Genomic DNA, 25,750 nt, shown 5'->3' on the forward strand with positions numbered 1-25,750 from the left:
CAAAAGTCTTACTCGGAAGGTGTGATTTTGGGATTGAAACTGTCTGATAAATTTCTCCAAAATTCTAGAGAGATAATGGATATTTCTCCTGAACTATATAAGATTCTTCAAGTTAAAATGGGGAAAGCCGCAAACAGAGCCCTGCACGATAAAGGATTGGTTGAATCTGGAAAATCAGTTGAAAATGAAGTTAAGAAAACTAAATAAATTTTTTTTCAGGCTTTTTATTGTAATCTGTCTGGTTGCCACCTCTTATCCCGCCTTTAGTGAACCGGTTGTTAAAATTGCAGTAGGTAATTTTCCCCCCTGGGTTTATATGGACGGAAATGATGTCAGGGGAGCGGATTATGACCTGATTGTTAAAATATTGGATAGGATGCATATAAAATATGAATCTGAACCAATGATATTTTCCGATATTATTGAAGGGCTTAAAGAGGGAACCGTTGATATTTCTTCAGGGCTTTTTTATCGTGAAGATAGGGACAAATATATTCAGTATGTCTCCCCTCCGCTACGGACAAGAAATATGAAAGGGTTCTATGTGCTCAGGTCCGGTAATGTCCATATAAGCAAATATAATGACCTGTTGGGCAGGAGAGTGGCGGTATGTTCCGGGGTAAGATATTTTCCGGTGTTTGATGTTGATCACAGGATAGAGAAAGTTCAGACCACTTCTCTGGAAGAATCACTGGATTTGTTATTGAATAAGCGTGTTGATGTTGTTGCCAGCGGATTACTGCTTGCTGACAGTGTGATAAGCAGCCTTGGAATGCGTGATAAGGTCATAAGGTCTGACTTTGTTTACAATCCCAGATCAGCTCCGAGTTATCTGGGAATATCCAGAAAATCTTTTCTGCTTGAAAGATCTGAAGAGTTAGGTGCTGTTTTAAAGCTTTTTCAAAAGAACGGCGAGCAGGAGAGGATAATGAGGAAATATCTTGGGGCTGATGCTGATAAGTATTTGATTAAATAACGTTGCGAACTTCCTGCCGGGTTTTCTCAAAAGCCTTGTAAACTTTTCAGACCGTATTCCCTAATTCTTTAAGGAAAGATGTTATTTTAGAACAGGTGATCCTGCTGGGAAGCCATCTTCAGCTCTTTTCTGTAGGCATTAAGTATATCACCTTTGGTAATTATTCCTTTGAATTTTCCGTTTTCGACTACTGGAAGTGTATTTCGGTCACTTTTTTCCATTATTTCTATTATTTCAGCAGCTCCCATGTTCATCGTAATTTGAGGGGCATTCTGGTCCAGAGCAATTTCACTTATATAGTTCTCAGAGCGGTCGGGGTTCAGGATTGAAGCCCGTGCGGCGATGACATCAACCATTCCTTTGAACGCCCCGGTATCTTTTTCTATTATGGGGATATGTGTCTGGTATGATGACTGGAGCAGTTTTATAAATGTCTGGACGGACATGTCAGGTTCGCTGGTGACAAGGTCGGAGCGGATAAGATCCTGTGGATTTATATCGGTTAGAATGCGGGCATCGGTTTTAGGTCTGATAAGCATCCCTTTTTCAACCAGATCTTTAAAATAAAAAGAGGTTGGCTCGAATATATGGGTGAGAGTGGAAGACAGGAATGCCGCAATCATTACATGTATAACCGCATGGTAATCGTTTGTTATTTCCAAGACCAGAAAAGTGCTTGTCAGCGGTGCCTGCATCACTCCACTGACTATTCCGGCCATACCCAGAAGAGCGTAGCTGCCTTCACCGGAGATATCGGCAGACATAAACGGCTGGACCATGCGGTGGAAGGTAACTCCGAAAAGTGAACCGATAACAAGGCAGGGAGCGAATATTCCTCCCGGTCCACCACTTCCCAGAGTAAATGAAGTTGTCGCAATTCTTGAGATCAGCATCACCACCATCAAAGCGATTCCCGGTTGAAAGCTTCCGGTTATGGCATGTCGTATGGAAGAATATCCTTCACCGAGTGCATCGGGAAACCAGAGTCCTATAATGCCGACCGCCAGACCTCCCAGACATGCCCGTAGCCACGGGCGCGAGGTTATCTTTGTAGCCAGACTTCCGGAAAGCCTTATGGAACGGACAAAAAAGACCGAGATGATTGATGCGCCAAGAGCCAGCAGAACTGATGTCTGGAGATCAACTATTCCCATGTGCGGCAGGGTTTCGCCAAAAGGGATGACATTTCCTGTCAGGATTCTGGCCACTTCTGTGGCAACAACTGAAGAAATAGCTATGGGAACAAGGTTGTAGGGCGTCCACTCCCCGAGGATTATTTCAACCGCGAATATCATGCCTGTAACAGGGGCATTGAAGATAGCGGAAATAGAGCCTGCGGCTCCGCAGCCAACCAGAGTCATGCGGGACTGTCCGCTCATGCGGAATAAACGCGCAAGGTTTGAACCCATTGACGAACCACTGACAACGACCGGGGCTTCTGGTCCGGCTGAGCCTCCGCTTGAGATCGTCAGCAGACAGGTCACAAGTGCGCTGATCATGGCAATGGGTTTTACAACACCTTTTTTGAGGCCGACGCTGGCAATAATTTCTCCAACACCATGTGCTCCTGATTCGTGAAAAATCCTGCGGCTGAGGACCACGGCCAGAGTTGCTCCTATTGCCGGAAGAAAGAGCATCCACCAGCTGTCAGTGTACGAGACTCGGAGATTTCCCAGATATTCCAGAGAAAGGTTCAATCCTGTTGCGGCCAGCGCTGCGCATGCTCCCACCGCGGCGGCAACAATCAGTATGGAGAGATTGTTAAGCGGAGTACGGCGGTGAAGGAATCTTTTTAAAAGTGGGGTGCTTTCTGAAGTTTCTGCGGGCATGCGGTTATGTAAAATCCTTTTCTTGTTTCAATATAAAGTATCTGAGGCGGCACATTGCTAATTAAGAAAATCAATCAGAATCGGGACTCAGTATATCATTTTATTTCTACATGGCAATTGGCGGTTTATTGTGCCTTTAAGCTGTGAAGCTGCAAATTGGTAGCAGTGGTAAATCCTTTTATGAATATGGAACTTAGAAGAAAGTTTAATCTGATCTGTTTATTTTTTTAACTATAAGAATCTTCCCCGATAATTTATTACAATCCAGTATTTCAATGTGTTTTTAAGAATTATGGTGAAGAAAAAGAACACATAAAAACATATAAACGATTCAAAGGTTATCTATAACTGAAAATACTTCAATAACAGTAAATTTTTAAAACAAATAAGCATATTATGATGGGGGCAATCATATCTTCGGGTCAGTTTATTTTCGTGGTTCAGGTCCTTCCTTTATGATAATCAGATTTTTTGCTTTGAAATTATCTCCAACTGCCTTGAACCTTTTCCAATTAGCAGTTAAAGTTTGTTAGATGTTTAATAGTGTCTTGATGCAATGTCCGGTCGGGACCGGGGTTATCCTGTCAGATAAGGGGTCAAAGGGAAATTTAATATGAAAGTTGAATATGCCAAACCGTTCGTTAAGGCTGTTACAGACGTACTTTCCATGATGGCGATGATTACTCCCAAAGCAGGGAAACCGTATGTCAAAAAGGGGAATACGGCAAATGGAGATGTTACGGGACTTGTTGGAATAACAGGTGAGCTTAACGGCAGTATCTCCATTACTTTTACAAAGTCATGCGCTGTGGCAGTTGTAAAGAATATGCTTGGTGGGGAACTTCAGGACGTAATGCAGGATGTCAGGGACGCTGTCGGTGAAATAACAAATATGATTTCAGGTCAGGCCCGTGCAGGTCTGGCAGAGCAGGGGCTGGTCTTTTCAGGAGCTACTCCTTCAGTTATAATGGGTGACAACCACACTATAGCTCATGTGGCCAATACTCCGGTAATGGCCATTCCATTTTCATGCGAGGCCGGTGATTTTACAGTTGAATTCAGTTTTGAGTAGCTGAAAATTTGCAGATAAAGAGAGAGTTGATATATGTCTATTTTGAGCGGATTTCGGGATAAATCGTTTTTGGATAAGATTACCATACTCAACGATATTGCCACAAACAGGGACGCGGCGGAGCTTGAAGGGCTTCTGGAACTTTTTAATAATCCTCTTGGTGACACATCCGTTGATTATATGGTTGTGACGGCCCTGAACGGGGTTCTATCCACTGACGAAAAAAATGTGGTTGATCTTCTGGAATCCGAAAATACCAAGCTGAAAACCCTGTGCATCAGGTTGAGCGGAGAGTTCGGATTCAAAAGTGCTGTTCCCGTGCTTGTCAGAATGGCACAGGGAGAGAAGGATTCTGATCTCCTGTTTGAGGAAATGACGGCCCTTTCACGAATCGGGGACCCTGAAGCCTTATCTGTTTTCAGAGCTAACCTTGATAATGGTGAAGATCTTGTACGAGCTTTATGCATCGAGATGGTTGGAGAGCTTGGCGACACTGATTCTATCCCGCAGCTTAAAAAGATTATTGAAATTAATAATGAAGATGGAAATTATGAAGTCTGCGATCTGACCACATGGAAAGCTGTGGAGGCCCTTGCCTTTATAAAATCAGATGAAGCCCTTTCATTTATCGTTGAGAATCTTCATCACAGAAATCCAACAGTGCGCCGTGTTGTAACGGATTCACTTGTTGATACCGGCGAGGACTCTCTCAAGTTTCTTAAGAAGGTCTTTTCCGCAGACGCCAATGTTGATGACATGATTCTCTCTGCCAATGTTATCGGTTTCATTGGTGAGAAAAGTGGCCTTGATATCCTGATGGATGCTCTTGATAAGGGATTCATCAAAGATCCCAACGTAAAATACGCTGTTTATGAAGCTCTTGGCAGAATCGGCACCATGAAAGGCGTTATTCGGCTTATGGATGGTCTTGAGGAAGACGATGAGCTGATTATGATAGCTTGTGTCTCCGGCCTTGATTCACTGATTAACCCCGGAGTGGTTAAGAAATTGGTGGAACTTATAGGATCAGGTGGATCGCGCGCCGGTAAAATTATAAGAGCCATTGTAACAGCCAAGGCATTGAATATTTTTGAACAGCTGTATGCAGAGGAAAAAATCGGCCGTTTTGTTATGAATGCGGTTGTAGCTTCTAAAGACAGCGAGATTCATAGTGCATTCAGAGGAAAGCTGCTTGAGATCGGTGGTGATAATTCCACAAAGGATATTGAGCGTCTTCCTGAAGAAACACAGGATGTTTTAAGAAAAGCTCTCGCCGCTGACGACTCTAAATCAATGCTTGCTCTTTACCGCAGTATCCTTACTGGTGTCGGCTTTGAACCATGCGTGGCTGAAAATGGTCAGGTTGCGTATGAATTTGTAGAGCAGGGTGAAGAGTTTGATATCATCATAACTGATATGAATATGCCGGTGATGGATGGCATGGAGCTTGTCTCAAAACTGCGCAATACTCCCGGATTTGAAGATAAACCAATCATTATGGTTACTACGGAATCTGAATCTTCACAGCGCGATCTGGCTGCGAAAACTGGGGTAACAGCTTTTATCACCAAACCTTTTACTCCTGAACAGCTGCGGGCAAAGATCGCAGAACTTGTTTAAAATAGATTTTTAAATCGAAATTAAAAACGCCCTTTCGTTTGTTCGGAAGGGCGTTTTTTTAGCTGAGTAAAAAGCGAAAGTTGAGTTTTGAAAAGTCAACATGCCGCCTCCGCGATTGAGACAGAAGGGGGAGGCGGCATGAAGGGGGCATGTTATGCGGAAATTTGGGTTCGCTGATTGAACAGCAATTCAATTAGTTCAAAACAAGTCAAAATGCAACTATGAAGTTGCTGGTTATAATCAGGTCGGTTCATGGAGGAATAAGATTGTGATTAGTGATGTACTATAATGGATGGGAGAGGATGAGATCAATATATGGGGAACTGCAAACAGCTGTACTAAAAGAGATCAGATCTGAATATAATCGCTCATTTTTTCTTGGGGTTAAGCTGAACGATCATTCAGTATTGAGATTATCGCGAGGATAGTTTTTCACCTTTATAGGTGAATGATTTCTTTATCATTTTATAAAAAGACCCTTTGTTTATTCCAATACTTTTCCCGCACGATTCGCAACGAAGTCTGTCTCCGTCCGTGGAAGATTTATATAGCTGGGTGATCCTGCTTTTATGGCAGCGCAGTACCTCTCCGGGACCTATCTTCTTATATTTAAACAGCTTTGACCTGCAATAAGCGCATTTTATTATCAGCATTAATTAGTGACTCCCCTTAATGATCGCTATCAGCCGAGAGACTGTTTCAGGATTATAAAGCATGGAAACGTGGCTGACAGGCGGAGTCTTCACAATATCCCATTTTGTAGCTGAATCCTGCGTATCCGGGACAAGGTTCTTCCATGGAAGGACCATTTCATCAACAGGTGAAATCAATGCTGTTTTAGAAAAATTTGTGTCCCGGCAAAATTCTTTACCTGCATTGAAAATATGGCTTTGGGGGTTAAGACTGCGCCCGAGATGCCCAAAAGCAATGACCGCAAGTATGCTCCCTCTGTACGGTGTGCCGAGTGTAATCAATTGTTCACATAAGGTTGCTGTTTTTATATCTGACGCCGCTCCGGCCGCGATCAGGCCGCCAAGACTGTGACCTATCAGGATTACTTTTTCATTTTTATTGCTGGAGGATATCTTCGCGATCATTTTCTGGGCTTTGAGAACCAGTTCAGGATATGAGCTGGTAAAGCTGTTGTAGTTCAGCGTGTGAATGTTCGTCATTCCGGCTCTTTTGAGTCGTAATTTAATATAAATCCATGCTGTTTTATTGTGATAGAGGCCGTGGATAAGGAGAATCGGCTTTCCTTTAATTTCATGCTTGAAACCCAGATTTAGAAATAGAAATGGCCTTATCAGCAGTGCTACAGGCAGTGCCGCCACTGCTGTCAGGTAACCGCGGATAAGATTCTTAATTGTTACGGTGCTCCATTCAGTTCTGATTTTTTTGAAGTTGGCGGCAACTGTAGTGATGTATAAAACTAAAGGAATTAATATAAAAAAAAGAAGTATGGATATTAAAATTTCAGGCATGGTTCGGCTAATTTTCTTCAACTCTCATTGAATGGTTTGATTTTATAATTCAGGCAGGTTTAACCTTTTTTTTTAAAAGGTTAAAGCCTTCAGCTTATTGCCTGAGTGTAAATGCAGTGATATGTAATTAACTGTGCTGGTTGCATAAATTACATTTAATGGAGTGGTTGAAGTGTCTCAAAGTATATTATGTCTGGATATAGGAAGTGGAACGCAGGATGTGCTTTATTATGTAGATGGTTTTGAAATTGAAAACTGTCCCAAATTTATTCTTCCCTCACCTGCGCGCAGGGTTGGAGCTCGCATAAGGGAGCTGACCGCGGCAGGTAGAGATATTTACTTGAGCGGAACAAATATGGGTGGTGGATTCACCCGTGCTGTTACGGCTCATGCCAAAGCCGGTCTGAAAGTCTATGCCCATCCTGAAGCAGCTCTGGCTCTTGGCGATGATCTCAAGTTTGTTGAGGCTAAAGGTGTTTCCATTACGGAAAGCATGCCCCGGAATACCGTTCAGGTCCATCTGGCCGATTACGATTCCGGATTCTGGAGGGCTTTTCTTTCCGCCGCAGGGCTTGAGGAGCCTGACAGAATAATGGCCTCTGTTCAGGATCATGGTTTCCATCCGGGGAAAAGCAATCGTATCGGCAGGTTTAATTTGTGGAAAAAACTGCTGATTGAAGATGAAGGACGTCCAGAATGCCTTTTATTTGATAAGGTTCCTGTAGAGTTCACAAGGCTGGCCGTTTTACAAAAATCAATAGGTTACGGTGTGGTCTGTGATACTGGGGCCGCGGCCGTGCTGGGAATTCTTTATGATGAAGATATTTTGCGGTTGAGCTTTGAAAGGGGAATATGCCTGCTGAATATTGGCAACAGCCATATTATCTCTTTTCTGCTCTTCGCAGGAAGGATTTATGGTGTTTACGAGCACCACACAGGGCTTAGAACCGCAGAAGAGTTATGGGCTGATTTAAAACAGTTCAGAGCTGGCAGACTGACTTTTGAAAATGTTTTTGATTCCAGAGGTCATGGCTGCATTACTCTTGATCTCCCACCGGAGGCTGCCGGTTTTGAAAAAACTTTTGTTATCGGTCCCCAACGCAGACTTCTGGAAGGATTCGACGCTGTTTATCCGTCTCCTGGAGGGGATATGATGCTTGCCGGATGTTTTGGGCTGCTCAAAGGAATGGAATTAAATAATGAAAGATGAAATAAAAAAGCATTCCATCCTTGCACAGAAGTCTGAATGTCTATACTAAACATTAAGGTATGTAGGCAGCACTTTATAGTTACGGTAAAAAAAATATATTTTATTATAAGTCTGAAAGTCTTCGATAGATTCGATGAAGCATATACAAAAGTTTTTCTCTTTTTGCGGGGCTTCTGCTCTGCTTCAGTCACTTTTCTGTGTCTCCGCCTTTGCGGACGATCAGTCCGGCTCTTTTTTGGGTAGCGGAGGATTCAGCGGGTTAAGTGGACCGCTTGTTATTGTCGGCGCAGTTGTCATAATTTTACTGCTGATAATAATTGGTATGCTGCATGCCAGCATCAGTCGTAGAAAACTCGTGGAAAATGAGCTGAAGCGGGAGCGTGATTTAATGGGCAGTATTATGGAGACAAGCCCTGTTGGAATCATCGTTCTCGGTTCAAACGGAGAAATTACTTTTGCGAACGATCTGGCGGCGCGGGTCCACGGAATGTCCCGTAAAGAGATACTCGGCAGGCCGCATAATGATCATATCTGGAAAATAGTAACCCATGACGGGACACCTTTCCCGGAAGACCGTCTTCCTTTCAACCGGGTAATGGAGCTGCGCAGTCCGGTTCTTGATATCCGTATGGCTGTGCACTGGATGGATGGCAGGAGAGTATTACTTTCTGTTAATGCCTCTCCGCTTTTCGGCGATGATGGTAAAATCGAAAAAGTTGTAGCCACTGTCGAAGATATCACTACCCGCAAGAGGGTGGAGGAAGCCCTTAAAGAAAGTGCTCACCGCTTTCGTTCTCTGGTTAAAACAGCTGAAAGTCTTATTATTTTACTTGCTCCTGACCGCAAGATTCTGGAATTTAACCGCATGGCCGAAGAATTTTTCGGGTGCAGCAGGCATGAAGTTCTTGGACGTAACTTTTTTGAACTGTTCTTACCGGAAAGTATCTGGATTGAAGCCTCTAAAAGTTTGAAAAAAGTACTTTCCGGCTTTCCTGTGAGAATGATTGAATACCCGGTCTGTACCAAAGAAGGGGAAGAACGGCTTGTTCAATGGTCCATGTCCAGCCTGCAGGATGCCAAAGGTGACTCTTTAGGCGTTCTGGCTGTTGGCCAGGATGTTACCGAGCAGAAGGCTTCTGAAGTTGAGCTGCGTAAAGCCCGTGACGCTGCGGAAGAGGCTAACAAGGCCAAAAGTGAGTTTCTTGCCAATATGAGCCATGAAATAAGGACACCTATAAGTGCCATTATGGGTATGACTGAAATGGCTATAAATACCGACCTTAATGATGATCAGCGCAGCTACCTAAATACAGTTAAAAGGGCTGCTGAATCTCTGCTGCACATCATAAATGACATACTTGATCTTTCAAAGATTGAAGCCCGCAAAATGGAATTGAGGTATGAGGACTTTGATCTGCATGCCGCCCTTGCCAAACATATTTCCGTATTAAGGGTTCAGGCCGAGGGTAAAGGTATTGAACTGCGCCTTGTTATAGATGCTGGCGTATCACGGTGTTTCAATGGTGATGAACACCGTCTGGGGCAGATCATAACCAACCTTGTGGGTAACGCCATCAAATTTACTGATAAAGGATATGTTGAACTTTCAGTTTTTCATGCCGGATGCTGGTCCGAGGGTGAGGTTCTGGAATTCCGTGTGAGGGATACCGGAATAGGCATTGCCGATGATAAAAAAGAGAAGCTTTTTGAAAGTTTTGTTCAACTGAATTCAGGTTATTCAAAGAGTCATTCCGGAAGCGGGCTGGGGCTTGCCATTTCAAGGCAGCTGGTTCAGATGATGGGCGGGGAGATAGATGTTACCAGTCGTGAAGGTTGGGGCAGTGAGTTTAGATTTACGGTAATGCTTAAACATTGCCTCGGCAGTCTTGCTGATTTTCGTAATGATGAAGAACAGATAGAATCTCTACCTGTGGAAGAAGACGACCAGACGGTCAGAATCCTTCTTGCTGAGGATAATGCCACCAATCAGCTTTATATAACCCATTTCCTTTCGGAAAAAGGATTTGAAGTTGAAACAGCTGATAACGGACTTGAAGTCCTTAATGCTATTGAAAAGAAAAATGATTTCGATCTCATTCTGATGGATGTGCAGATGCCGGAAATGGATGGGATGCAGGCTACACAGGAATTAAGGAGCAGAGGGATTGGATTGCCCATTGTTGCCTTGACTGCATACGCCATGGAAGGGGACCGGGAAAGATTTCTTGATAGCGGGATGGACGACTATGCCTCCAAACCGGTAAATATTGACGATCTAATTGAAATAATAACAAAAGTCCTGTCTGAAGCTAAGAGCAGGAGACAGGACTGATCTGAATTTTATTTTGAAAATGTATTTACTGTTCTGTTGATTCCGTAGGTGTTTTCTGGTTGAGGTCTTCTGCCAGAATAGATGCGACCTGTTCCTTGTAATCCATAAGACCTTTGTTATTGATTCCGGAAAGAATATCTTCAGCTGATTTTATTTCTGCAAATTCGATAGGAAGTGAACATATAAGGTGGATTCCTATTTTTTTGCCTTCTACATCAACTGTAGCCATTATATTGGATTTCTTTAACTTTTTTCTTATGCTTTGTGGAAGGTTAGGAACGCCGAGCAGAACTTCTCTCGGGTAGAAAATATATCCAAATTTAAAGTCCGGACTTGTAAAAGCGTCATTTTGAAATCCTGACTGCATATCAAGTCCCTGTTCTCTGGCACTTTCAAGCATATTCATAATATCGGACGCAATGCTTTCAGCGTAACTTTTGTCCATTGTATTTCCTCCGGATGAATGATGTTTTCCTTTAGGAAGTGGAATCAAGCATCTCTACAATGTCGATGTCAAGGCTTCAAGTCATTTCATCCTTCAAATTTAAAAAACAGGCATGGAGATTTTATGAAATCTTATCGAAAAGAGCTTTGGTTGGAGGTCCCCACCAGGAGAGCATTTATCAATCTGACTCCTCAGGTTGAAGAATGTCTGCAGCAGTCAGGAATCAAGGAGGGACTTTGCCTTGTCAACGCAATGCATATTACTGCAAGTGTTTTTATAAATGATGATGAATCCGGGCTGCACCATGATTATGAGGTCTGGCTGGAAAAGCTTGCCCCGCATGCCCCGGTGGATCAGTATCAGCACAATGGCTATGAGGATAATGCGGATGCCCACATGAAACGTCAGGTTATGGGGCGTGAAGTTGTAGTTGCTGTTACTGATGGAAAACTTGATTTCGGAACGTGGGAACAGATTTTTTACGGAGAGTTTGACGGCAGACGACGTAAAAGAGTTTTAGTAAAAATTATAGGTGAATAATTTAATGAACAGGATGCACTGCCGGCTATATATTGCAGTGCATCCTGTTTTTATTATTTCCGGGTAAGTTTTTTAATTTCTCTTATGAGCTGGTTTTTATCCATGGGTTTGGAAATGAAGCTGTCGGCTCCGGCATCCATACTTTTTTCTCTACTGTCGGCAGAAGGGTAGGCTGAAAAAGCCAGTACCGGCAGTCTGCTTTTCTTTTTAGCTTTTTCTTCCGAACGTAATCGCCCAAGAAAACTGGAGCCGTCCATGGACGGAATCTCCATTTCAAGCATAACCAGATCAAAATCATTATTCAGAGCCAGCTTCAAGGCTTCTTTACCGTCAGAGGACATTACAATTGTTGTCCCGTACGGTTTTAGAAAATGACGTATAAGTTCGCGGCTGGGAATATCGTTTTCCGCAACCAGAATTTTTAAATCCGGCAGAATTTCAGTTTCATCCTTACTGTTTATCTCAGAACCTTCATCACCGTGAATAATGTCGATCAACTGTCTCAGTAGAAGCCTGCGCGGGACAGGCTTGGGGCATGAAGCGGGTATAAGGTATTCCAGTCCCTGTATTCTTTTTTTCGAGCTGAGACCTCTGGTCAGCAGAATTGATTTAGGAGCGTTGATGCTGTTTTTACCTAGCTGTGATTCAAGGATAAAAACACTGTCTGTTTCATCAATTTCCTGATCAACTATAATTGCGTCTATAGGTTTGCGGCGTTCAATTTCAAGCTCGCTTTTAAATTCCACTGCTGAAGTTGAGCAAATTGTTTCAGCTCCATATAATTCCACAAGTTCCGTCAAAGTTTCAGCCAGTGTCTCGTTATTTACCGCTACAAGGATAGTCTTACCGGAAAAGTCCGGAGCCAGCAGGGATTCTGATTCAGGATCACGGGGAAGGGGAATCTCAACAATAAAAGTACTTCCATGGCCCGGTGAACTTTCAGCTTTTATCCTGCCTCCCATAAGTTCCGTTAAACTTTTGCTTATGGATAATCCGAGGCCGGAACCACCGAATTTTCTTGTTGTTGAAGATTTTGCCTGAGAAAACGGAGTAAAAATATTTTTGATTTTATCCTGCTCTATCCCTATCCCTGTGTCGTGGATGGTAAAGCACAACATATCGGCACTTTCCGCATCAGGCTCTCTGGTTACATATAAGCTTACTTCACCTTTAGGGGTGAATTTAGTGGCATTTGAAATGATATTTAATAGAATCTGCCTTAAACGAGTCGGATCACCGATAACGAATTCAGGCACATCAGCCCCGAAGCGGCAGATCAGTTCCACCTGCCGGGAACTGGAGGCAACAGCCTGTAAAGTCATAACAGATTCAACTTCCTGAAACAGGTCAATGGGTATCTGCTCAAGCTTGATATATCCTGCTTCAATTTTTGAAAAATCCAGAATGTCATTGATGATTGAAAGCAGAATTTCACCGGAAGATTTGAATATATTGACATATTCCCTCTGCTCTGAATCAAGCCCGGTATCCCTTAACAGATCAGCCATACCGATTATTGAGTTCAGCGGAGTTCTGATCTCGTGGCTCATATTGGCTAGAAAACTGCTTTTTGCTTTATTGGCTTCCTCTGCTTTTACAATAGCTTTTTCGAGCTGGATTTCCGTTTTTCTGTGATTCTCAATTTCTTTTTTAAGCTCTGCCGTACGGGCTTTGACCTCTTCGGAAAGTTTCTGCTTTTGTTTTGTGATAACTCTGACTTTTAAGCGAATAAAAAGAAGAAGCAGCAGTACAGCCGCTACAGCTATCAGTGAATAGAACCACCATGTTTTCCAGAATGGAGGTGTTATGATTATTTTGAGTTCCGTACCTTTTTCGTTCCATACTCCATCAGAATTACAGGCTCTTACTTTGAATACATAAGTTCCCTGATCAAAATTGGTGAAAGTTGCTTTATGGGTATAGGAGGATTCGATCCAATGTTCATCGAACCCGGCAAGTTTATATTTGTAGCGGATGTGTTCAGGGTTCTGGTAGTCCAGAGCAGCAAATGAGATTGAGAACATAACATCTTTGTATGACAGGGTTATTTCTCTGGTATTGACCACATTTGTTTTTAGCTTCAACGGAGAGTTCATCACACTTATACCGGTGATTACAACCGTTGGAATGGTGTCATCTTTGGTTATGTCCTGTGGATAAAAATAATTCAGTCCCTTAAGTCCTCCGAAGTACAGTCTCCCGCTAGCTCCTTTAGTATATGCGTTTGTCCAGAAATCGGCACGTTGAAGCCCGTCATAGGTTCCGTAATTGGTTATTTCATCCGTTGCAGACTCAATTTTTGAAATTCCCTTAAATGAACTCGCCCAGACATTTCCTTTGGCATCAATGGCCAGACCCTGAATAACATCATTGATCAGGCCGGACTCAATTGTATATCTTTTGAATTTTCCGGATTCAGGATAAAAGTGGTTGATTCCTTTATCCGTTCCAATCCACAAGGTTCCATCAGCGGCTTCGGCAATGGGCGTGACCAGATTGTTGGATATGCTGTCAGGATCAGCAGGGTTATTTTGATGATGTTTGAAAGTCTCAGCCGTCCTGTCCATAAGGTCAAGTCCGCCATTGGTGCCTATCCAGAGGTTACCACGGCTGTCTTCAAAAATATTTCTGACCCTGTCATGCGCAATACTACGGGGATTTTTTTTGTCATGTCTGTAATGGCGGATTTCTCCGGTCTCGGGATCAAGCCTGTTAAGGCCTTTTTTACTGGTCCCTATCCATATATAGCCTTTGCTTCCTTCGTATATCCACCAGACGATATTATGACTGAGTGTAGATTCATCTTCAGGATCATTGATATAGTTTGCAATCAGTCCTTTTTCCTTGTCGAGTACGAAGACTCCCTTGTCCCTTGTTCCTGTCCAGATATGATTTTTTGAATCCTGAAACAGGCAGTTTATAGCATTGGATGGAATTTTCCACGGGCCGGCAGATTTGGTGTTTACAGGCATTATTTCACCCGTTTCTGGATTGTATATATCAATACCTTCGGTATAGGTGCCAATCCAGATCAATCCGTCATTATCTTCGAGAACCGCGCTGACCTCGTTGCCGGACAGACTGTTTTTTATTCCATCCAGATGTTGCAAGAGCATGAAATTTCTCATTTTGGGAGTTGCTTTGCAGACACCGTCCGTATAGGTGCCGACCCAGAGCACCCCGGAGGAATCTTCCATAATTCTGGTAATCTGATTGGAGTTAAGCCCCTGTGGATTGGATGGCTCATGCCGTATGAATTCGAATTCCGATTTCGCAGAGAGTGTGTTCGTTTTGTTGCTGTTTTTGGGGTAGGCCAGACCTTTGGATGTTCCGATCCAGAAATTTCCGGATCGATCTTTATATATATGATTGATTTCAAGGCCATTCAGACAGGTTTTGAATGTTTTAAGCTCAGGATTGAACACCTTCAGTGAATTTTCAGTCCCGACCCACAGCAGGCCATCTTTAGCTGCAAAAAGGGTCAGAACAGCATTGTCGCCAAGGGTTGAGGATGGTGACTGGTCAAAATATTTCGTAAATTTTTGTTTCCGGCGATCAAATCTGCTTATTCCGGTTGCTGTGCCTATCCATAAATTACCACTGTTGTCTTCGCATATAGCCCTGACATCATCTGAATTTATGCTGTCTGTTTTACTTTCACTATGCCTGTAACTTTGAAATTTTTTATTTTCTCTGGAAAAAAGGTTCAATCCTTTATCCGTTCCAATCCATAGATTTCCACGGCTGTCTTCATATATGCATTGAACGTAGCGTCCGGAGATACTGTCAGGATCATTTTTATCGGGGACAAAAGAAGTGAAGGTATCCAGCAGACGGTTATAACGGTTGAGGCCCCCGTCTTTTGTGCCGACCCACATTATTCCTGCACTGTCTTCATAAATGGCCCGAATGTTGTTGTCAGACAGCTGTTTATTATCTTTCCTGTTGCCATAAATTTTCATTTTGATTCCATCATAACGATTCAGGCCGTCATAGGTTCCAAACCATAGAAAGCCTTGAGAATCCTGAAGCATGCACAGAATAGATGATTGTGATAATCCGTCATTAATGGAGAGGTTTTGAAAACGCAGATGTTTTTTAGAGGCCAGAACTTCAGATGGGGTCAGCGCGGAAAATAAAAGTATAAATAGCAAAATGACAGCAGTAAAAGTTGAATTTACTGCCATGACGGGGTCTTTAAATTCAGTAGCTATTGTATGGTTATGCACAGCAAAAGAACAACGTGATTCTGACATGTCTTTTCCATGGGCTTATGCGTGTCTTTATAAATAGCGATTGCCGGATGATAGACATAACTATACTTAAAATTCAATTGTATTAATTATAAATATTAATTTTTAAATTGTTGATATATTTTTCCGAATTAAATCAATTGAGTGTAAAAAAGGCTGTAAGAGAATTCTTACAGCCTTTTCAGATTTCAAACTTCCCGGATCATTGTTTCCGGGTTTGTCGATAATGATTTTATATGCATATTAAACATTTAACTTATCGATAAGTTCTTGAATATTGTCTGCGGTGTCATCAGGGTTGAGTTTCAATAGCTGCTCTTTGCTTAGAAAACCGTGGGTCATTCCAATCGTATAAACTCCAAGAGCTTTACCGGTATTCATATCTTCTGCCGTGTCTCCTACAAAGACATCGTCTTTATGGGGGGTAAGTATATCAGTTACCAGTTTCTGCTTTGTTGTCTTGTTTTCGGTTACCAACATTCTGGTAACAAACGGAGTAAAGCCTGCTTCTTTTATCTGTCTTTCAGCTTTTGGAATATTATTGCGAGCAGTGACGATATAAACATCCCCTGCTTCAGAGCAGTGTTTCAGAACTTCAACGGCATCAGGATACGGTGTATCCATTTCCATAAGGTGATCGTCTTCTTTGTGTTTCAGCCATTGCTCCGCATATTCTGCCAGTCTGGATTCATCGGCATTATGGAATTTTTTGAGCATCTCGGCATCAGATATGTTGTCGCGTCTGTTTTTCCAATACTCATCAAAAGAAATGCTGCCTTCCGGAACAAGCTCGTTAAAGAGAGCATGCAGTCTTTTATGAGAGTTGATCAGAGTGCCGTCCAGATCAAAATAAAACCGTTTTTTTGCTTTGCTTTCCATCTTATTCTCTTTGTCTGCGTGATTAATTCTTCAGCCGTGCCAGACGGCCTGTATCTGCCAGACGTTTCCGTTTCCTTGTGAGTGAATGCTTTATAGCATCGATTAAGTCAAGGCAGTCCGGTCCTCAGTCCATTTTACGCAATTATAAAATAGTTACCGATAAGTGTTGATGAAGGAGCGCTGTTAATAATTCCCGGATTACATTACTCCGGCATTTTGAAGGATTCCGGCTATTATCGTCAGTGTAACCAGATTAAGAACATTGGTAATAACTGCAATCATTGCAACTTCTTCAGAAATAAAACCATAAATTTCAGAGATGACATAAGTAACAAGAGCTGTTGCCGTGCCGCACTGTATAACACCGACAGCCAGCCATATACCGCTGACGCCGAATAGGGAGAGCATATACCATGCTACAATAGGGTTAACCACGAGTTTTATTACTGATGCGATTGTAAAACGGGGGATTCCTGATTTCCAGTTGCCGGACAGGGCTACGCGAACTTTTTTTCTCAGGTCCAGCCCCAGTGCAAGGAGCATGCAGGGGGCGGTAGTGTCTCCAACCATCTTCGCCGCCTTATCCAGTGGCTGCCAGATATGGACACCGGAAAAACATAGAATAAAACCGACTACTGTTCCTACCATAAGCGGGTTTAGCAGCACGGCTTTCACTATTTTAGCTATTTTGTCGTCACCATCTTTTCCCGTGAGGTATTCCATTTGAATCTGACATGGTATTGAAATGGCGTTAGGGGTAATTACTGCAATTCCGGCTGCGACTAGGGCTTCATGATTGCCGGGAAAAAGAGTCATGATAACCGGAAGGCCTATGAAAGCCACATTGCAGCAACTGCATGCCATTGCTATGGAAGCTGCGTTGCCATGTCCCCGTTTTGAAATAAAAAATTCTCCGGCATAGCTTATGACATAAATTATCAGTTGTGCGGAAATTACTCCGGCCCAGAATCCACCATGCAGAATTTCGTCAACCGAAGATCCGGCAAGCACCCGGATAAGCAGTATCGGAAGGGCAATGTATAGAACATATCCTCCAAGGATTGATCCGGTCTGTTTGGGGAGGATGTTTGCAATGTCGATTATGACACCCAGAAAGAGTATCAGAAAAACCGGCAGGATCAGAATTAGTGAATGTAACATTTTTAAGCTGTTTGATTGTTAATTTTATTGTGTTCCAGTGATGACTTTTAAACATGGCTGTGCTCAATCCCCGGTAGTTCGTACCTATCAGTCGGAAAAGTCAAATTGAAATTTCTACTATGATTGTATCATTAATATTAAGACTGAGTTTCATTTTTTGGAACAAAGTGTAGTCCGCAATGAAGAGCAGAGGCTGATATCCTTTATTTTATAGGATGTTAATCAGTATATCTAAAATTATATACTGATGCTCTCCGTATTGTTTCAATCGCGTCAGTTATATATAGTATGTATAAAAATCAGCTTGCGTGTCATTCGGATTTTGAAATTACAGGAATAATTCTATCTAAAGCCCAATCCACTTCTTCGCGTGTTATAACCAGCGGTGGAGCAAATCTGATTATGTTGTCATGGGTTTCTTTGCACAAAATCCCCTGATCCTGAAGATTCCTGCAATACTTGCGCGCTCCTCCTGCTCCCGGCTTGAATTCGACAGCCATCAGAAGTCCTTTACCCCTGATTTCTTTTATCTGATTATTCTCTGCCTTTTTAAGGCCATCAAGAAAATATTTACCCATCTCAGCAGCATTTTTAACAAGATTTTCATCTTTAATCACTTTAAGCGCGGCACGGGCAACTGCACAGGCAAGTGGATTTCCACCAAAGGTGGAACCGTGCTCCCCCGGCTTGAGAACTCCCAAAACTTCATTATTGGAAAGAACTGCCGAGACAGGGTAAAAACCGCCGGAAAGAGCTTTTCCGACAAGAGTCAGATCGGCTTCAATATTTTCATGTTCCTCAGCCAGCAGTTTACCGGTTCTGCCAAGCCCGGTCTGGATTTCATCGAGTATCAGCATTATGTTTGCGGAAGAACAAATTTCTCTAACCTCTTTGAGGTACCCGTCCGGTGGAATAATTACTCCGGCTTCCCCCTGTATCGGTTCTGCCAGAAAAGCCACGGTATTCGGGGTGATAGCTTTTTCAAGGGCCTTGGCGTCTCCGAAAGGGACTATTTTAAATCCCGGAGTGAAAGGACCGAAGCCTGATCTTGAAACCGGATCTGTGGAGAAACCGACAATTGTTATTGTGCGTCCGTGAAAATTGTCGGCGCAGACTATTATTTCCGCTCTGTTTTCCGGAATTCCTTTGACCTCGTATCCCCACTTTCTGACAGCTTTTACAGCAGTCTCCACCGCTTCGGCTCCGCTGTTCATAGGCAGAACTTTATGCGATCCGGTCAGTTCGCAAATGTCCTGATAGAAAAGAGCCAGCTGATCGTTTCTAAACGCCCTTGATGTCAGGGTTAGTTTTTGAGCCTGTTCCTGCATGGCCTTAAGGATTGCGGGATGGCAGTGGCCCTGATTTACAGCTGAGTATGCCGAGAGGCAATCCATATATCTCTTTTGGTCTATATCGTAGACCCAGACTCCCTGACCTCTGGAAAGGATTACGTCCAATGGTTTGTAATTATCCGCTCCGAGTTTTTTTTTCAATTTCAATAAAATTATATTTCATTTGATTCTCCATGAAAGTTTAAATTATTAGCAGTATAGCATCTATATAACCTTGGGGAAAGCAGAGGAAATAATCAGCAAAGGTAGATTTTATAAAATTAAAGCTTGTGTTAAAGTTAATATAAAAGTGTGCTAAGTAAGAAATAGTAACAGGCAAGATGAATAGGTGAATCTTTTTTCTATAATTCTGCTTTAAAACTTTGTTTTCCGGGGGAAGTATGAAAGTCCTGCTTGTTGATGATGACGTCGCTTTTTTGAATCTTTTCGAGAATATGGCAAAAAACAAGCTTGATGTTTATACAGCCGAAGACGGTAAACAGGGCCTGAAGTTACTTCACGCCTGCGGCCCTTTTCCTGTTGTTATTTCAGACTACAGAATGCCGGGTATGGACGGACTTGAATTTTTGGAAAAAGCTTTGGAAGAAAGCCCGGAGACAGTACGAATTCTTTTAAGCGGGCAGGCGGATACTTCAGTTCTTCTGGAAGCGGTGAATGTCTGCAAAGTTTTTAAAGTTCTGATTAAACCATGCAATAAAAAGGATCTCTCACAGGCTTTACGCGAAGCGTTTGTTCAGCACAGGCTCATTTCCGCAGAAAAGGAGCTTATGGGTAACACCCTTAACAGTATCGTCAAAATGGTAGGAGATGTCGCTTCAATCCTCCGTCCCGGACTTTATGACAGAACTTCCAGAATATTGCCCTTGGCTCGTTCCATAGCCCTTGAAATGAATGATCCTGATTTATGGGCTACTGAAGCTGCTGCTTCCCTTTCCATTCTGGGTTACATTTTTTTATCTGAAGATCTGCTTGAAAAATTAGGTCGGGGACAGATTCTTACCGGGAATGATCATAAAAATTTCAAAGTCCATGCAAGGGATTCCGCTCGGTTGATTAGCCGTATCCCGCGTTTCGAAAAGGTAACTGAAATACTCTCCAGTCAGGAGGAAGATTACAGCCTTGAAATTACTGATTCCGGACTGGCCGGGGACAGCCTGCCTCTGGGGTCAAGAATTTTAAGAGTTGTCTCTGATTATGACCGTCTTTTAAGCGGCGACCGAGTTATCGGCGAAGTTGTTTCAATTTTAAAATTGCGCGAAGGACGCTATGATCCGAAGGTCCTTGGGACTTTGGAGAAAGTTCTTGGTGAAGAAGCTAAATTTTATATCCGTGAAGTTTATCCCCTTGGACTTGAAGCCGGAATGGTGCTGGCTCAGGATATTATCGGCAAAATAGACGGTAAAAAAATAAAATTGGTATCCAAAGGTCAGAAACTGAATGAAACAGTCATAGACTACATTCATAAGCATGCTGAAAACATGCTTGATATAACAAAAAAAGTTTTGATTAAAGAATCCTCCGACAGGAGAGTAAATGATGGTTCCGCGGAGTGTTGCAAATGAGTAGTGAAGGTCCGAAAGAGGTCAAGGTTGAGATTGACCAGCTTCGTCCGGGGGTATTCATACGTCTAGAGGGAATACCGTGGTACAGGCATCCGTTTCTTATGAGCAGCTTTCGTATAAAGGATGAGGAGCAGATTGAAACTTTGAGGTCCTTAGGCCTTGAATATGTGGTGTGTATTTTGGGTCGGTGCACAATTCCACCCATTGAAAAAAAGAAAGTGCGCCCTAAAGCCAAACCTTCCGTAAACGAATCAAGTGATATCAATGATGAGATGTTCGCTCTAAAAAAGAAGCGCATGGAGCGGCTCAAGGAAAAACGGGACAGGATTCAAAGGACTGAGCGGTATTATTCAACTTCGATCCACGAAATTGAAAACCTGATGCAATCGATAAACAGGGGAAATTCACAATATATAGAAGAAGCACGCCGTTTTTCCAAGGAGCTTAGCGGATATTTCAGCAAAGATAGTGAGTCTATTCTTCATGTTCTTAATTTTTATGATAGCAACGTTGATAATTTATATTACCACTCTTTGAACACAACGGTTGTTTCTCTTATCTTGGGAAAATCCTGCGGTCTTGATGAAAAGGATTTGCATGACCTGAGCTTCGGGGCTCTTTTTCATGATCTCGGTAAATCAGGAATTGATAAGCGCATTACCAGAAAACAGGGTAAGTTTACATCTGCCGAGCTGAAGGTCTTGCACAGGCATCCTTTTCTGGGTGTGGAAATTTTATCCAAAGAACCTGATTTCCCTAAAAATTCGATGCAGGTTGTGTATCAGCACCATGAAAGGTGGGATGGGCGTGGATATCCCAGAAAGCTCAAAGGTGAGGAAATCAACAGGCTTGCCCGGATTATAGCTGTTGCCAATGTTTATGACGGCCTGATCAATAAAAGTGATCCGGCTAACTCCATGACCCCGTATCAAGCTCTTTCGTATATGTTTACCAAGCTGGACGGACAGTTTGAAAAAGAAATTCTCACTCTTTTTATTCACTGTATGGGCATTTATCCTCCGGGTACAATCGTGCGTTTGAATACCGGACTTATTGGTATGGTTATCTCTGTTAATCTTGGAAAACCTTTGGCGCCGAGTCTAGTAATCTATGATCCTCAGGTTCCCAAAAATGAGGCTATCATTATCGATATGGGAGAGGAAAATGATCTTGAAGTAGAAGGTTCTATTCATCCGCGAGATTTGCCGCTGGAGGTTTATGATTACCTATCGCCGCGGACCAGAATTACATATTTCGTAGATCCTACAAAGTTGGATAAAAAAGATTGATTTCAGTGGATTATAATTAAAAAAAGCTGGACAGAGGGTGATGATCTTCTGTCCAGCTTTGAATTATCTAACTCGCTTAATGTCTTAGACTTTTATCTTTCAGTTCTTTTTCAGTCCATTTGGTTACTGAAGGTGGTGAATAATTTGAAAATGAATCAAGAATTTCTTCAGGTGTTGACCCGAGGATAACCATGTCCTTGTGAACCTGCTTAAGAAATCCTTCCTGCACCACGCTATCAAGAAAATCCATCATCTTATCATAATAGCCGCCGATATTCAGGAGACCGCAGGGTTTGCCGTGAAAACCAAGCTGTGCCCAGGTGAAAATTTCAAAAAATTCATCAAGTGTTCCGATTCCTCCGGGAAGAGCAATAAAACCATCTGATATTTTGGCCATCATAGATTTTCTTTCATGCATTGATGAGACCACATGAAGTTCGCTCAAACCGTTATGAGCGACTTCTTTTCTGACCAGAGATTCAGGGATGACTCCTGTAACCCGTCCTCCTGCGGCAAGTGCGCTTTCAGCAAGAACACCCATCAGACCCATGTTCGATCCACCGTAAACAGTGGTGATATTTCTTTTAGCCAGTTCCTGTCCGAGATTCCGGGCCGCCTCGGTATAAATTTCGCTGTTTCCGGGGTTTGCGCCGAGGAATACGCATATTTTTTTCATTTTATCTCCTGATATTAGCTGGTTAACGGTTAACCTTCTTTTCGGTAAAAAGTATTGAAAGCAAGAGTCAGCAGCACAGCAAAAGCCGCAGAGCTGACTCCTAAAATAGCATTGTAATATGGTGGTGCGGCAAGAGACATGCGGATTAGCAGGGTCGCCAGCGCAAAGCCAGAGTTTCTGAAAACGGCTTGAAATGAGGGTAGAAATCTCTGAGAGATGAGTACGAGGAGAATGTCACTGAAAATGAGTATGGTGTAAAAAGTGCTGAAAAATTGAAACCTGTGCTCACCGCGCAGCGGAGCAGTTGCATCATATATTCCTAGGATTGCAAAGGTTGCGAGCAGAATCAGTGCCAGTAATTTTTTCATGGACACATATCTGAATCTTCTTGAAGGCGTAAGTTTCAAGCCCGGTTTTTGTATTTTGTAGTAAATTCCCAGAAGGACGAAGACAATAAAAGCCCCCATTCCATCTGAAAGTAATTTCAGGATCGGTTCAAAATTACCTGTAAAATAAATTGGTTCAGGGAAATTGACTAATTCTTTAAATGAATCACGCATCAATATCAGACAGAGAATTTCAAACTGTTTTCCCAGAGCTTTTGAAAAAGAGCACGGTAATATAAATATAAGACTTATGACTTCAAGGATAAGGACCATGGTAAAGGCTATACCTATGGCGTGATAATGATTGTCGGGAGTCTTTATTGCCAGAAAGTCCGGCAGCAATCCATGTCTGGCAAGCTCTATACCGGCAAGTGCTCCAATGTAGCAGAGGATAAGCAGTCCGGCCACGGAGCGCTGGGTTTTTGGTTTTTCCCAGAAATAATGAATGGGGTCGAAAATGTAGGTTGCCAGCTCATAAATGGAGTATTTCATAAAAATTTTACCACGATAACGGTATAGTCATCTTCGGTTGGCAGTTCTGCACAATGTTTTTTTACTTCCGCCTGCATTTTTTTTACGATCATTTCCGCAGGTTTTTCCCAGTTGTCTCTGATTGTTTGTTTAATCCCTGTTTTACCGAATTGAAGTCCTGCCGGGCTGTGCGCTTCGCATATACCATCGGTGTACAGCACCAGAACCTGTCCCGGCTCAATTCTGGTGACGTTCTCTTCATAGTCATAATCAGGGTCAATTCCCAGAGCCAGACCTTCTCCAATAAGTTCCCTGAACTCGTCTGTTTCAGGGGTATAAAGCATACCCGGATCATGACCGGCCCTGATCCATTTAAGGGTCATTTTGTCAAGATTACATACAGCTGTCATCATAGTAATGAAGTTGCTGGATTTGGCACAGTCCCTTGATAGCAGGCGGTTGGTCTTCTTGACTATTTCAACAAGGTTGTAGCTTCCAGTCAGTGCTCTCAGGTAGGCTCCGGCCGTTGTCATCAAAAGTGCCGCAGCTATTCCATGACCTGAAACATCACCAATGCTCATAGCAAATTTATCCTTGCCACAGATGGAGCTGTCAACCAGATCATAATAATCTCCACCTGTTTTTTCAGAAAAGACACAGCTAGCTGCAATATCAGCCCGCTCAAGTTCCGGCATTTTATCCGGCAGGAAATTTTTCTGGGCTTCATCAGCAAGGGAAAGAGCCTGTAGGATGGCCGCTCTTTCTTTCAGCTGGGGCACCATGTGATTGAACGTATCCGCCAGCTCTCCAAGTTCATCAGTTGAGTTTATATCAACCCGTGTGGACCAGTCTCCTTTAGCAATACGGTTGACTGCTGCGGAAATTTTTCTGATTGGCGTTGAGAGCCCCATGGAGAGCAGGTAGGCTGATGCCAGCAGGGTGAGTATGGTTACCCCGAAAATGATGGTGACAGTATATATGTGGCTTGAAATACTGCTTTTAACGTATTGTTCAGCCGCATCTGCTTCTCTTGTTAAAGTCGCTGTAGGGGTCACCAGCAGAATGGCCAGACCGTTGTTGACAGGATTATAAGTCCATAAAGACTGTTTTCCGGCAAAGGGCATCTGCAGCACTCCGGGATTCATGTTTTTTATGTCGGTAACAAGAGTTTTAAATTCCGGACTTTCTTCGTAGAGCCATTCTTCCCTTTCAGGTGTCTGCCAGAAATGTCCCATAGGCTGGGAACCTGAATCAATTTTTCTATTAGAACCGTACTTACCAAGAATAAGCAGTCTGTCTTTTTGAGGGGCTGCAAAATTGGTTGAAACCAGAAATGTGCTCATTTCACCGGTGAATCTGGTTATGGACTTGTGATCTACCGGTGAATCGACTGGAACAACAATAGAAGCTGAACCTATAAAATGCCCTTCCTTGTCCAGCAGAGGTGTCGTCAACCTATGAACAAGGGAACGTGTCGCGGGGTCTGTTGTGGGGAGACTCCAGCTTGTTTGGCGGGTCTTTTTAAGTTCTTTGTACCAGTGGCTTATTCTCGGGTCGTATTTGTGCGGAAAAGAATTGTGTGCCGGATAAGATACTGTAAGGCCGTTATCCAGATTAATTTCAAGCCACAAAAAAAGGTCTTCAAGGGTTCCATTACAGGACTGGAACAAAAGCAGGAGCGGTTCCAGCTTTTTTATCAGTGGCATGACCTGGCTGACATCAAGTCCTTCAGGAATCCAGAATGATATATTCGTTTTGGATATGGGAAGATCAGAGAACACGGGACGGTCTGATTTTCCAGACATCATTTGCCGTCTTCTCAGGTTCAATTTTTTGTAGTTCGGGTCCGGTGCTAATTTCGGGGTGTTTAATTCCTTTTCTGGAGTGATTATAAATGGATTGAGCTTTGTTCCTAGAGTTTCATTGTCATTTAAAAGCTGCTCTGCACGTATTTGTATAGATTTCAATGAGGTGCGGTAAAGTCTGCCTTCAATGTTTATTATTTCAGCTATACTGTTTGAAAGGTGGGTGAAATCTTCCATGGTCCGATCCAGAAGGGTGATTCTGGTCTGATTCTGAAGGTCTTTACCAAGAGAGGTAAGACTGTTGACACTATGAATGCGCATCACAAGCAGTGGAATGAGTGAAAACGCAAGAAGTATCAGTAGTAATTTCCACCTGATTTTCATGTCTTTATATTAGTCAGTTAGAAGTCT

At 42.8% G+C, this 25,750-nt stretch carries 19 protein-coding genes; 9 read left to right on the forward strand and 10 right to left on the reverse strand.

The genetic code is table 11. From position 1 onward, the window contains the following. Nucleotides 1–27 precede the first annotated feature (27 nt). Nucleotides 28–207 (forward strand): hypothetical protein, encoded by a 180-nt coding sequence (locus tag G496_RS21150; RefSeq protein ID WP_156900649.1) that lies wholly within the window; start codon nt 28–30, stop codon nt 205–207. After that, nucleotides 185–976: a substrate-binding periplasmic protein gene (locus tag G496_RS0112500; protein ID WP_027179578.1), complete on the forward strand. Its 792-nt coding sequence runs from the start codon at nt 185–187 to the stop codon at nt 974–976. Before G496_RS21150 ends, G496_RS0112500 begins: the two co-directional genes overlap by 23 nt. 86 nt (nt 977–1,062) lie before the next feature. Here G496_RS0112500 and G496_RS0112505 read toward each other — a convergent pair whose 3' ends face one another. Further along, on the reverse strand, nt 1,063–2,805 hold the full coding sequence (locus tag G496_RS0112505; protein ID WP_027179579.1) for a chloride channel protein: 1,743 nt from the start codon (nt 2,803–2,805) through the stop codon (nt 1,063–1,065). Between the two features lie 613 nt (nt 2,806–3,418). Between G496_RS0112505 and G496_RS0112510 the strand changes: the two genes are divergently transcribed. Beyond that, the gene (locus tag G496_RS0112510; RefSeq protein ID WP_027179580.1) at nt 3,419–3,877 is read left to right on the forward strand and encodes a chemotaxis protein CheX; all 459 of its coding nucleotides are present in this window, start codon (nt 3,419–3,421) and stop codon (nt 3,875–3,877) included. 69 nt (nt 3,878–3,946) lie between these two features. Continuing rightward, entirely contained in the window at nt 3,947–5,497 is a 1,551-nt protein-coding gene (locus G496_RS0112515) for a HEAT repeat domain-containing protein (protein WP_342665379.1), read from the forward strand. A gap of 656 nt (nt 5,498–6,153) precedes the next feature. Here G496_RS0112515 and G496_RS0112520 read toward each other — a convergent pair. Next, nucleotides 6,154–6,978, reverse strand: a complete 825-nt coding sequence (locus G496_RS0112520; RefSeq protein ID WP_027179582.1) for an esterase/lipase family protein — start codon at nt 6,976–6,978, stop codon at nt 6,154–6,156. Between the two features lie 172 nt (nt 6,979–7,150). On the opposite strand from G496_RS0112520, the gene G496_RS0112525 reads away from it, so the two are divergent. Together G496_RS0112525 and G496_RS19660 are read left to right on the forward strand one after the other, a co-directional pair. After that, the gene (locus G496_RS0112525) at nt 7,151–8,188 is read left to right on the forward strand and encodes a DUF1786 domain-containing protein (RefSeq protein WP_027179583.1); all 1,038 of its coding nucleotides are present in this window, start codon (nt 7,151–7,153) and stop codon (nt 8,186–8,188) included. A 133-nt stretch (nt 8,189–8,321) separates the two neighbouring features. After that, entirely contained in the window at nt 8,322–10,520 is a 2,199-nt protein-coding gene (locus tag G496_RS19660) for a PAS domain-containing hybrid sensor histidine kinase/response regulator (protein WP_051295020.1), read from the forward strand. A gap of 25 nt (nt 10,521–10,545) precedes the next feature. On the opposite strand, the gene G496_RS0112535 is transcribed toward G496_RS19660, so the two are convergent. Next, nucleotides 10,546–10,965 carry a hypothetical protein gene (locus tag G496_RS0112535; RefSeq protein ID WP_027179584.1) on the reverse strand — a complete coding sequence of 140 codons (420 nt, stop codon included), beginning with the start codon at nt 10,963–10,965 and terminating at the stop codon, nt 10,546–10,548. Nucleotides 10,966–11,088: 123 nt separating this feature from the next. On the opposite strand from G496_RS0112535, the gene G496_RS0112540 reads away from it, so the two are divergent. Continuing rightward, on the forward strand, nt 11,089–11,505 hold the full coding sequence (locus G496_RS0112540) for a secondary thiamine-phosphate synthase enzyme YjbQ (RefSeq protein ID WP_027179585.1): 417 nt from the start codon (nt 11,089–11,091) through the stop codon (nt 11,503–11,505). A 53-nt stretch (nt 11,506–11,558) separates the two neighbouring features. Here the strand turns inward: G496_RS0112540 and G496_RS0112545 are convergent, their stop codons facing one another. The 4 genes from G496_RS0112545 to rocD all read right to left on the reverse strand — a co-directional run bounded on the left by G496_RS0112545 (nt 11,559) and on the right by rocD (nt 19,297). Further along, nucleotides 11,559–15,761, reverse strand: coding sequence for a hybrid sensor histidine kinase/response regulator (locus G496_RS0112545; protein ID WP_245577920.1), 4,203 nt, complete (start codon nt 15,759–15,761; stop codon nt 11,559–11,561). 240 nt (nt 15,762–16,001) lie between these two features. Next, complete coding sequence (locus G496_RS0112550) at nt 16,002–16,637, reverse strand: HAD family hydrolase (protein ID WP_027179587.1); 636 nt, start codon at nt 16,635–16,637, stop codon at nt 16,002–16,004. 198 nt (nt 16,638–16,835) lie between these two features. Continuing rightward, nucleotides 16,836–17,798, reverse strand: a complete 963-nt coding sequence (locus G496_RS0112555) for an AEC family transporter (protein WP_027179588.1) — start codon at nt 17,796–17,798, stop codon at nt 16,836–16,838. Nucleotides 17,799–18,109: 311 nt separating this feature from the next. Further along, entirely contained in the window at nt 18,110–19,297 is a 1,188-nt protein-coding gene (gene rocD, locus G496_RS0112560; protein WP_281171280.1) for an ornithine--oxo-acid transaminase, read from the reverse strand. Between the two features lie 233 nt (nt 19,298–19,530). Here rocD and G496_RS19665 point away from each other — a divergent pair, with 233 nt between their 5' ends. Both G496_RS19665 and G496_RS0112570 read left to right on the forward strand, forming a co-directional pair. Beyond that, complete coding sequence (locus tag G496_RS19665) at nt 19,531–20,712, forward strand: HD domain-containing phosphohydrolase (RefSeq protein WP_051295021.1); 1,182 nt, start codon at nt 19,531–19,533, stop codon at nt 20,710–20,712. Further along, nucleotides 20,709–22,001 carry a cyclic di-GMP phosphodiesterase gene (locus G496_RS0112570; protein ID WP_034633211.1) on the forward strand — a complete coding sequence of 431 codons (1,293 nt, stop codon included), beginning with the start codon at nt 20,709–20,711 and terminating at the stop codon, nt 21,999–22,001. The genes G496_RS19665 and G496_RS0112570 overlap by 4 nt, the downstream gene beginning before the upstream one ends. A gap of 76 nt (nt 22,002–22,077) precedes the next feature. Here the strand turns inward: G496_RS0112570 and G496_RS0112575 are convergent, their stop codons facing one another. The 3 genes from G496_RS0112575 to G496_RS0112585 are packed head-to-tail and all read right to left on the reverse strand — an operon-like array spanning nt 22,078 to nt 25,723. Then, nucleotides 22,078–22,677, reverse strand: a complete 600-nt coding sequence (locus tag G496_RS0112575; RefSeq protein ID WP_027179591.1) for an LOG family protein — start codon at nt 22,675–22,677, stop codon at nt 22,078–22,080. Nucleotides 22,678–22,706: 29 nt separating this feature from the next. Then, nucleotides 22,707–23,555 carry a hypothetical protein gene (locus G496_RS0112580; RefSeq protein ID WP_027179592.1) on the reverse strand — a complete coding sequence of 283 codons (849 nt, stop codon included), beginning with the start codon at nt 23,553–23,555 and terminating at the stop codon, nt 22,707–22,709. Continuing rightward, nucleotides 23,552–25,723, reverse strand: a complete 2,172-nt coding sequence (locus G496_RS0112585) for a SpoIIE family protein phosphatase (protein ID WP_027179593.1) — start codon at nt 25,721–25,723, stop codon at nt 23,552–23,554. The genes G496_RS0112580 and G496_RS0112585 overlap by 4 nt, the downstream gene beginning before the upstream one ends. Nucleotides 25,724–25,750: the final 27 nt, after the last annotated feature.

Source organism: Maridesulfovibrio bastinii DSM 16055, assembly GCF_000429985.1.
Lineage (GTDB): Bacteria > Desulfobacterota > Desulfovibrionia > Desulfovibrionales > Desulfovibrionaceae > Maridesulfovibrio > Maridesulfovibrio bastinii.

Excerpts from the sequence above, each read along its gene's own strand:
- G496_RS0112550 (WP_027179587.1), bottom strand. The coding sequence starts at position 16,637 with ATGGAAAGCAAAGCAAAAAAACGGTTTTATTTTGATCTGGACGGCACT.
- G496_RS0112500 (WP_027179578.1), top strand. The coding sequence starts at position 185 with ATGAAGTTAAGAAAACTAAATAAATTTTTTTTCAGGCTTTTTATTGTA.
- G496_RS0112555 (WP_027179588.1), bottom strand. The coding sequence starts at position 17,798 with ATGTTACATTCACTAATTCTGATCCTGCCGGTTTTTCTGATACTCTTT.
- G496_RS0112510 (WP_027179580.1), top strand. The coding sequence starts at position 3,419 with ATGAAAGTTGAATATGCCAAACCGTTCGTTAAGGCTGTTACAGACGTA.
- G496_RS19665 (WP_051295021.1), top strand. The coding sequence starts at position 19,531 with ATGAAAGTCCTGCTTGTTGATGATGACGTCGCTTTTTTGAATCTTTTC.
- G496_RS0112520 (WP_027179582.1), bottom strand. The coding sequence starts at position 6,978 with ATGCCTGAAATTTTAATATCCATACTTCTTTTTTTTATATTAATTCCT.
- G496_RS0112570 (WP_034633211.1), top strand. The coding sequence starts at position 20,709 with ATGAGTAGTGAAGGTCCGAAAGAGGTCAAGGTTGAGATTGACCAGCTT.
- G496_RS0112545 (WP_245577920.1), bottom strand. The coding sequence starts at position 15,761 with ATGTCAGAATCACGTTGTTCTTTTGCTGTGCATAACCATACAATAGCT.
- G496_RS19660 (WP_051295020.1), top strand. The coding sequence starts at position 8,322 with ATGAAGCATATACAAAAGTTTTTCTCTTTTTGCGGGGCTTCTGCTCTG.
- G496_RS0112505 (WP_027179579.1), bottom strand. The coding sequence starts at position 2,805 with ATGCCCGCAGAAACTTCAGAAAGCACCCCACTTTTAAAAAGATTCCTT.
- G496_RS0112580 (WP_027179592.1), bottom strand. The coding sequence starts at position 23,555 with ATGAAATACTCCATTTATGAGCTGGCAACCTACATTTTCGACCCCATT.
- G496_RS0112575 (WP_027179591.1), bottom strand. The coding sequence starts at position 22,677 with ATGAAAAAAATATGCGTATTCCTCGGCGCAAACCCCGGAAACAGCGAA.
- G496_RS0112540 (WP_027179585.1), top strand. The coding sequence starts at position 11,089 with ATGAAATCTTATCGAAAAGAGCTTTGGTTGGAGGTCCCCACCAGGAGA.
- G496_RS0112585 (WP_027179593.1), bottom strand. The coding sequence starts at position 25,723 with ATGAAAATCAGGTGGAAATTACTACTGATACTTCTTGCGTTTTCACTC.
- G496_RS0112535 (WP_027179584.1), bottom strand. The coding sequence starts at position 10,965 with ATGGACAAAAGTTACGCTGAAAGCATTGCGTCCGATATTATGAATATG.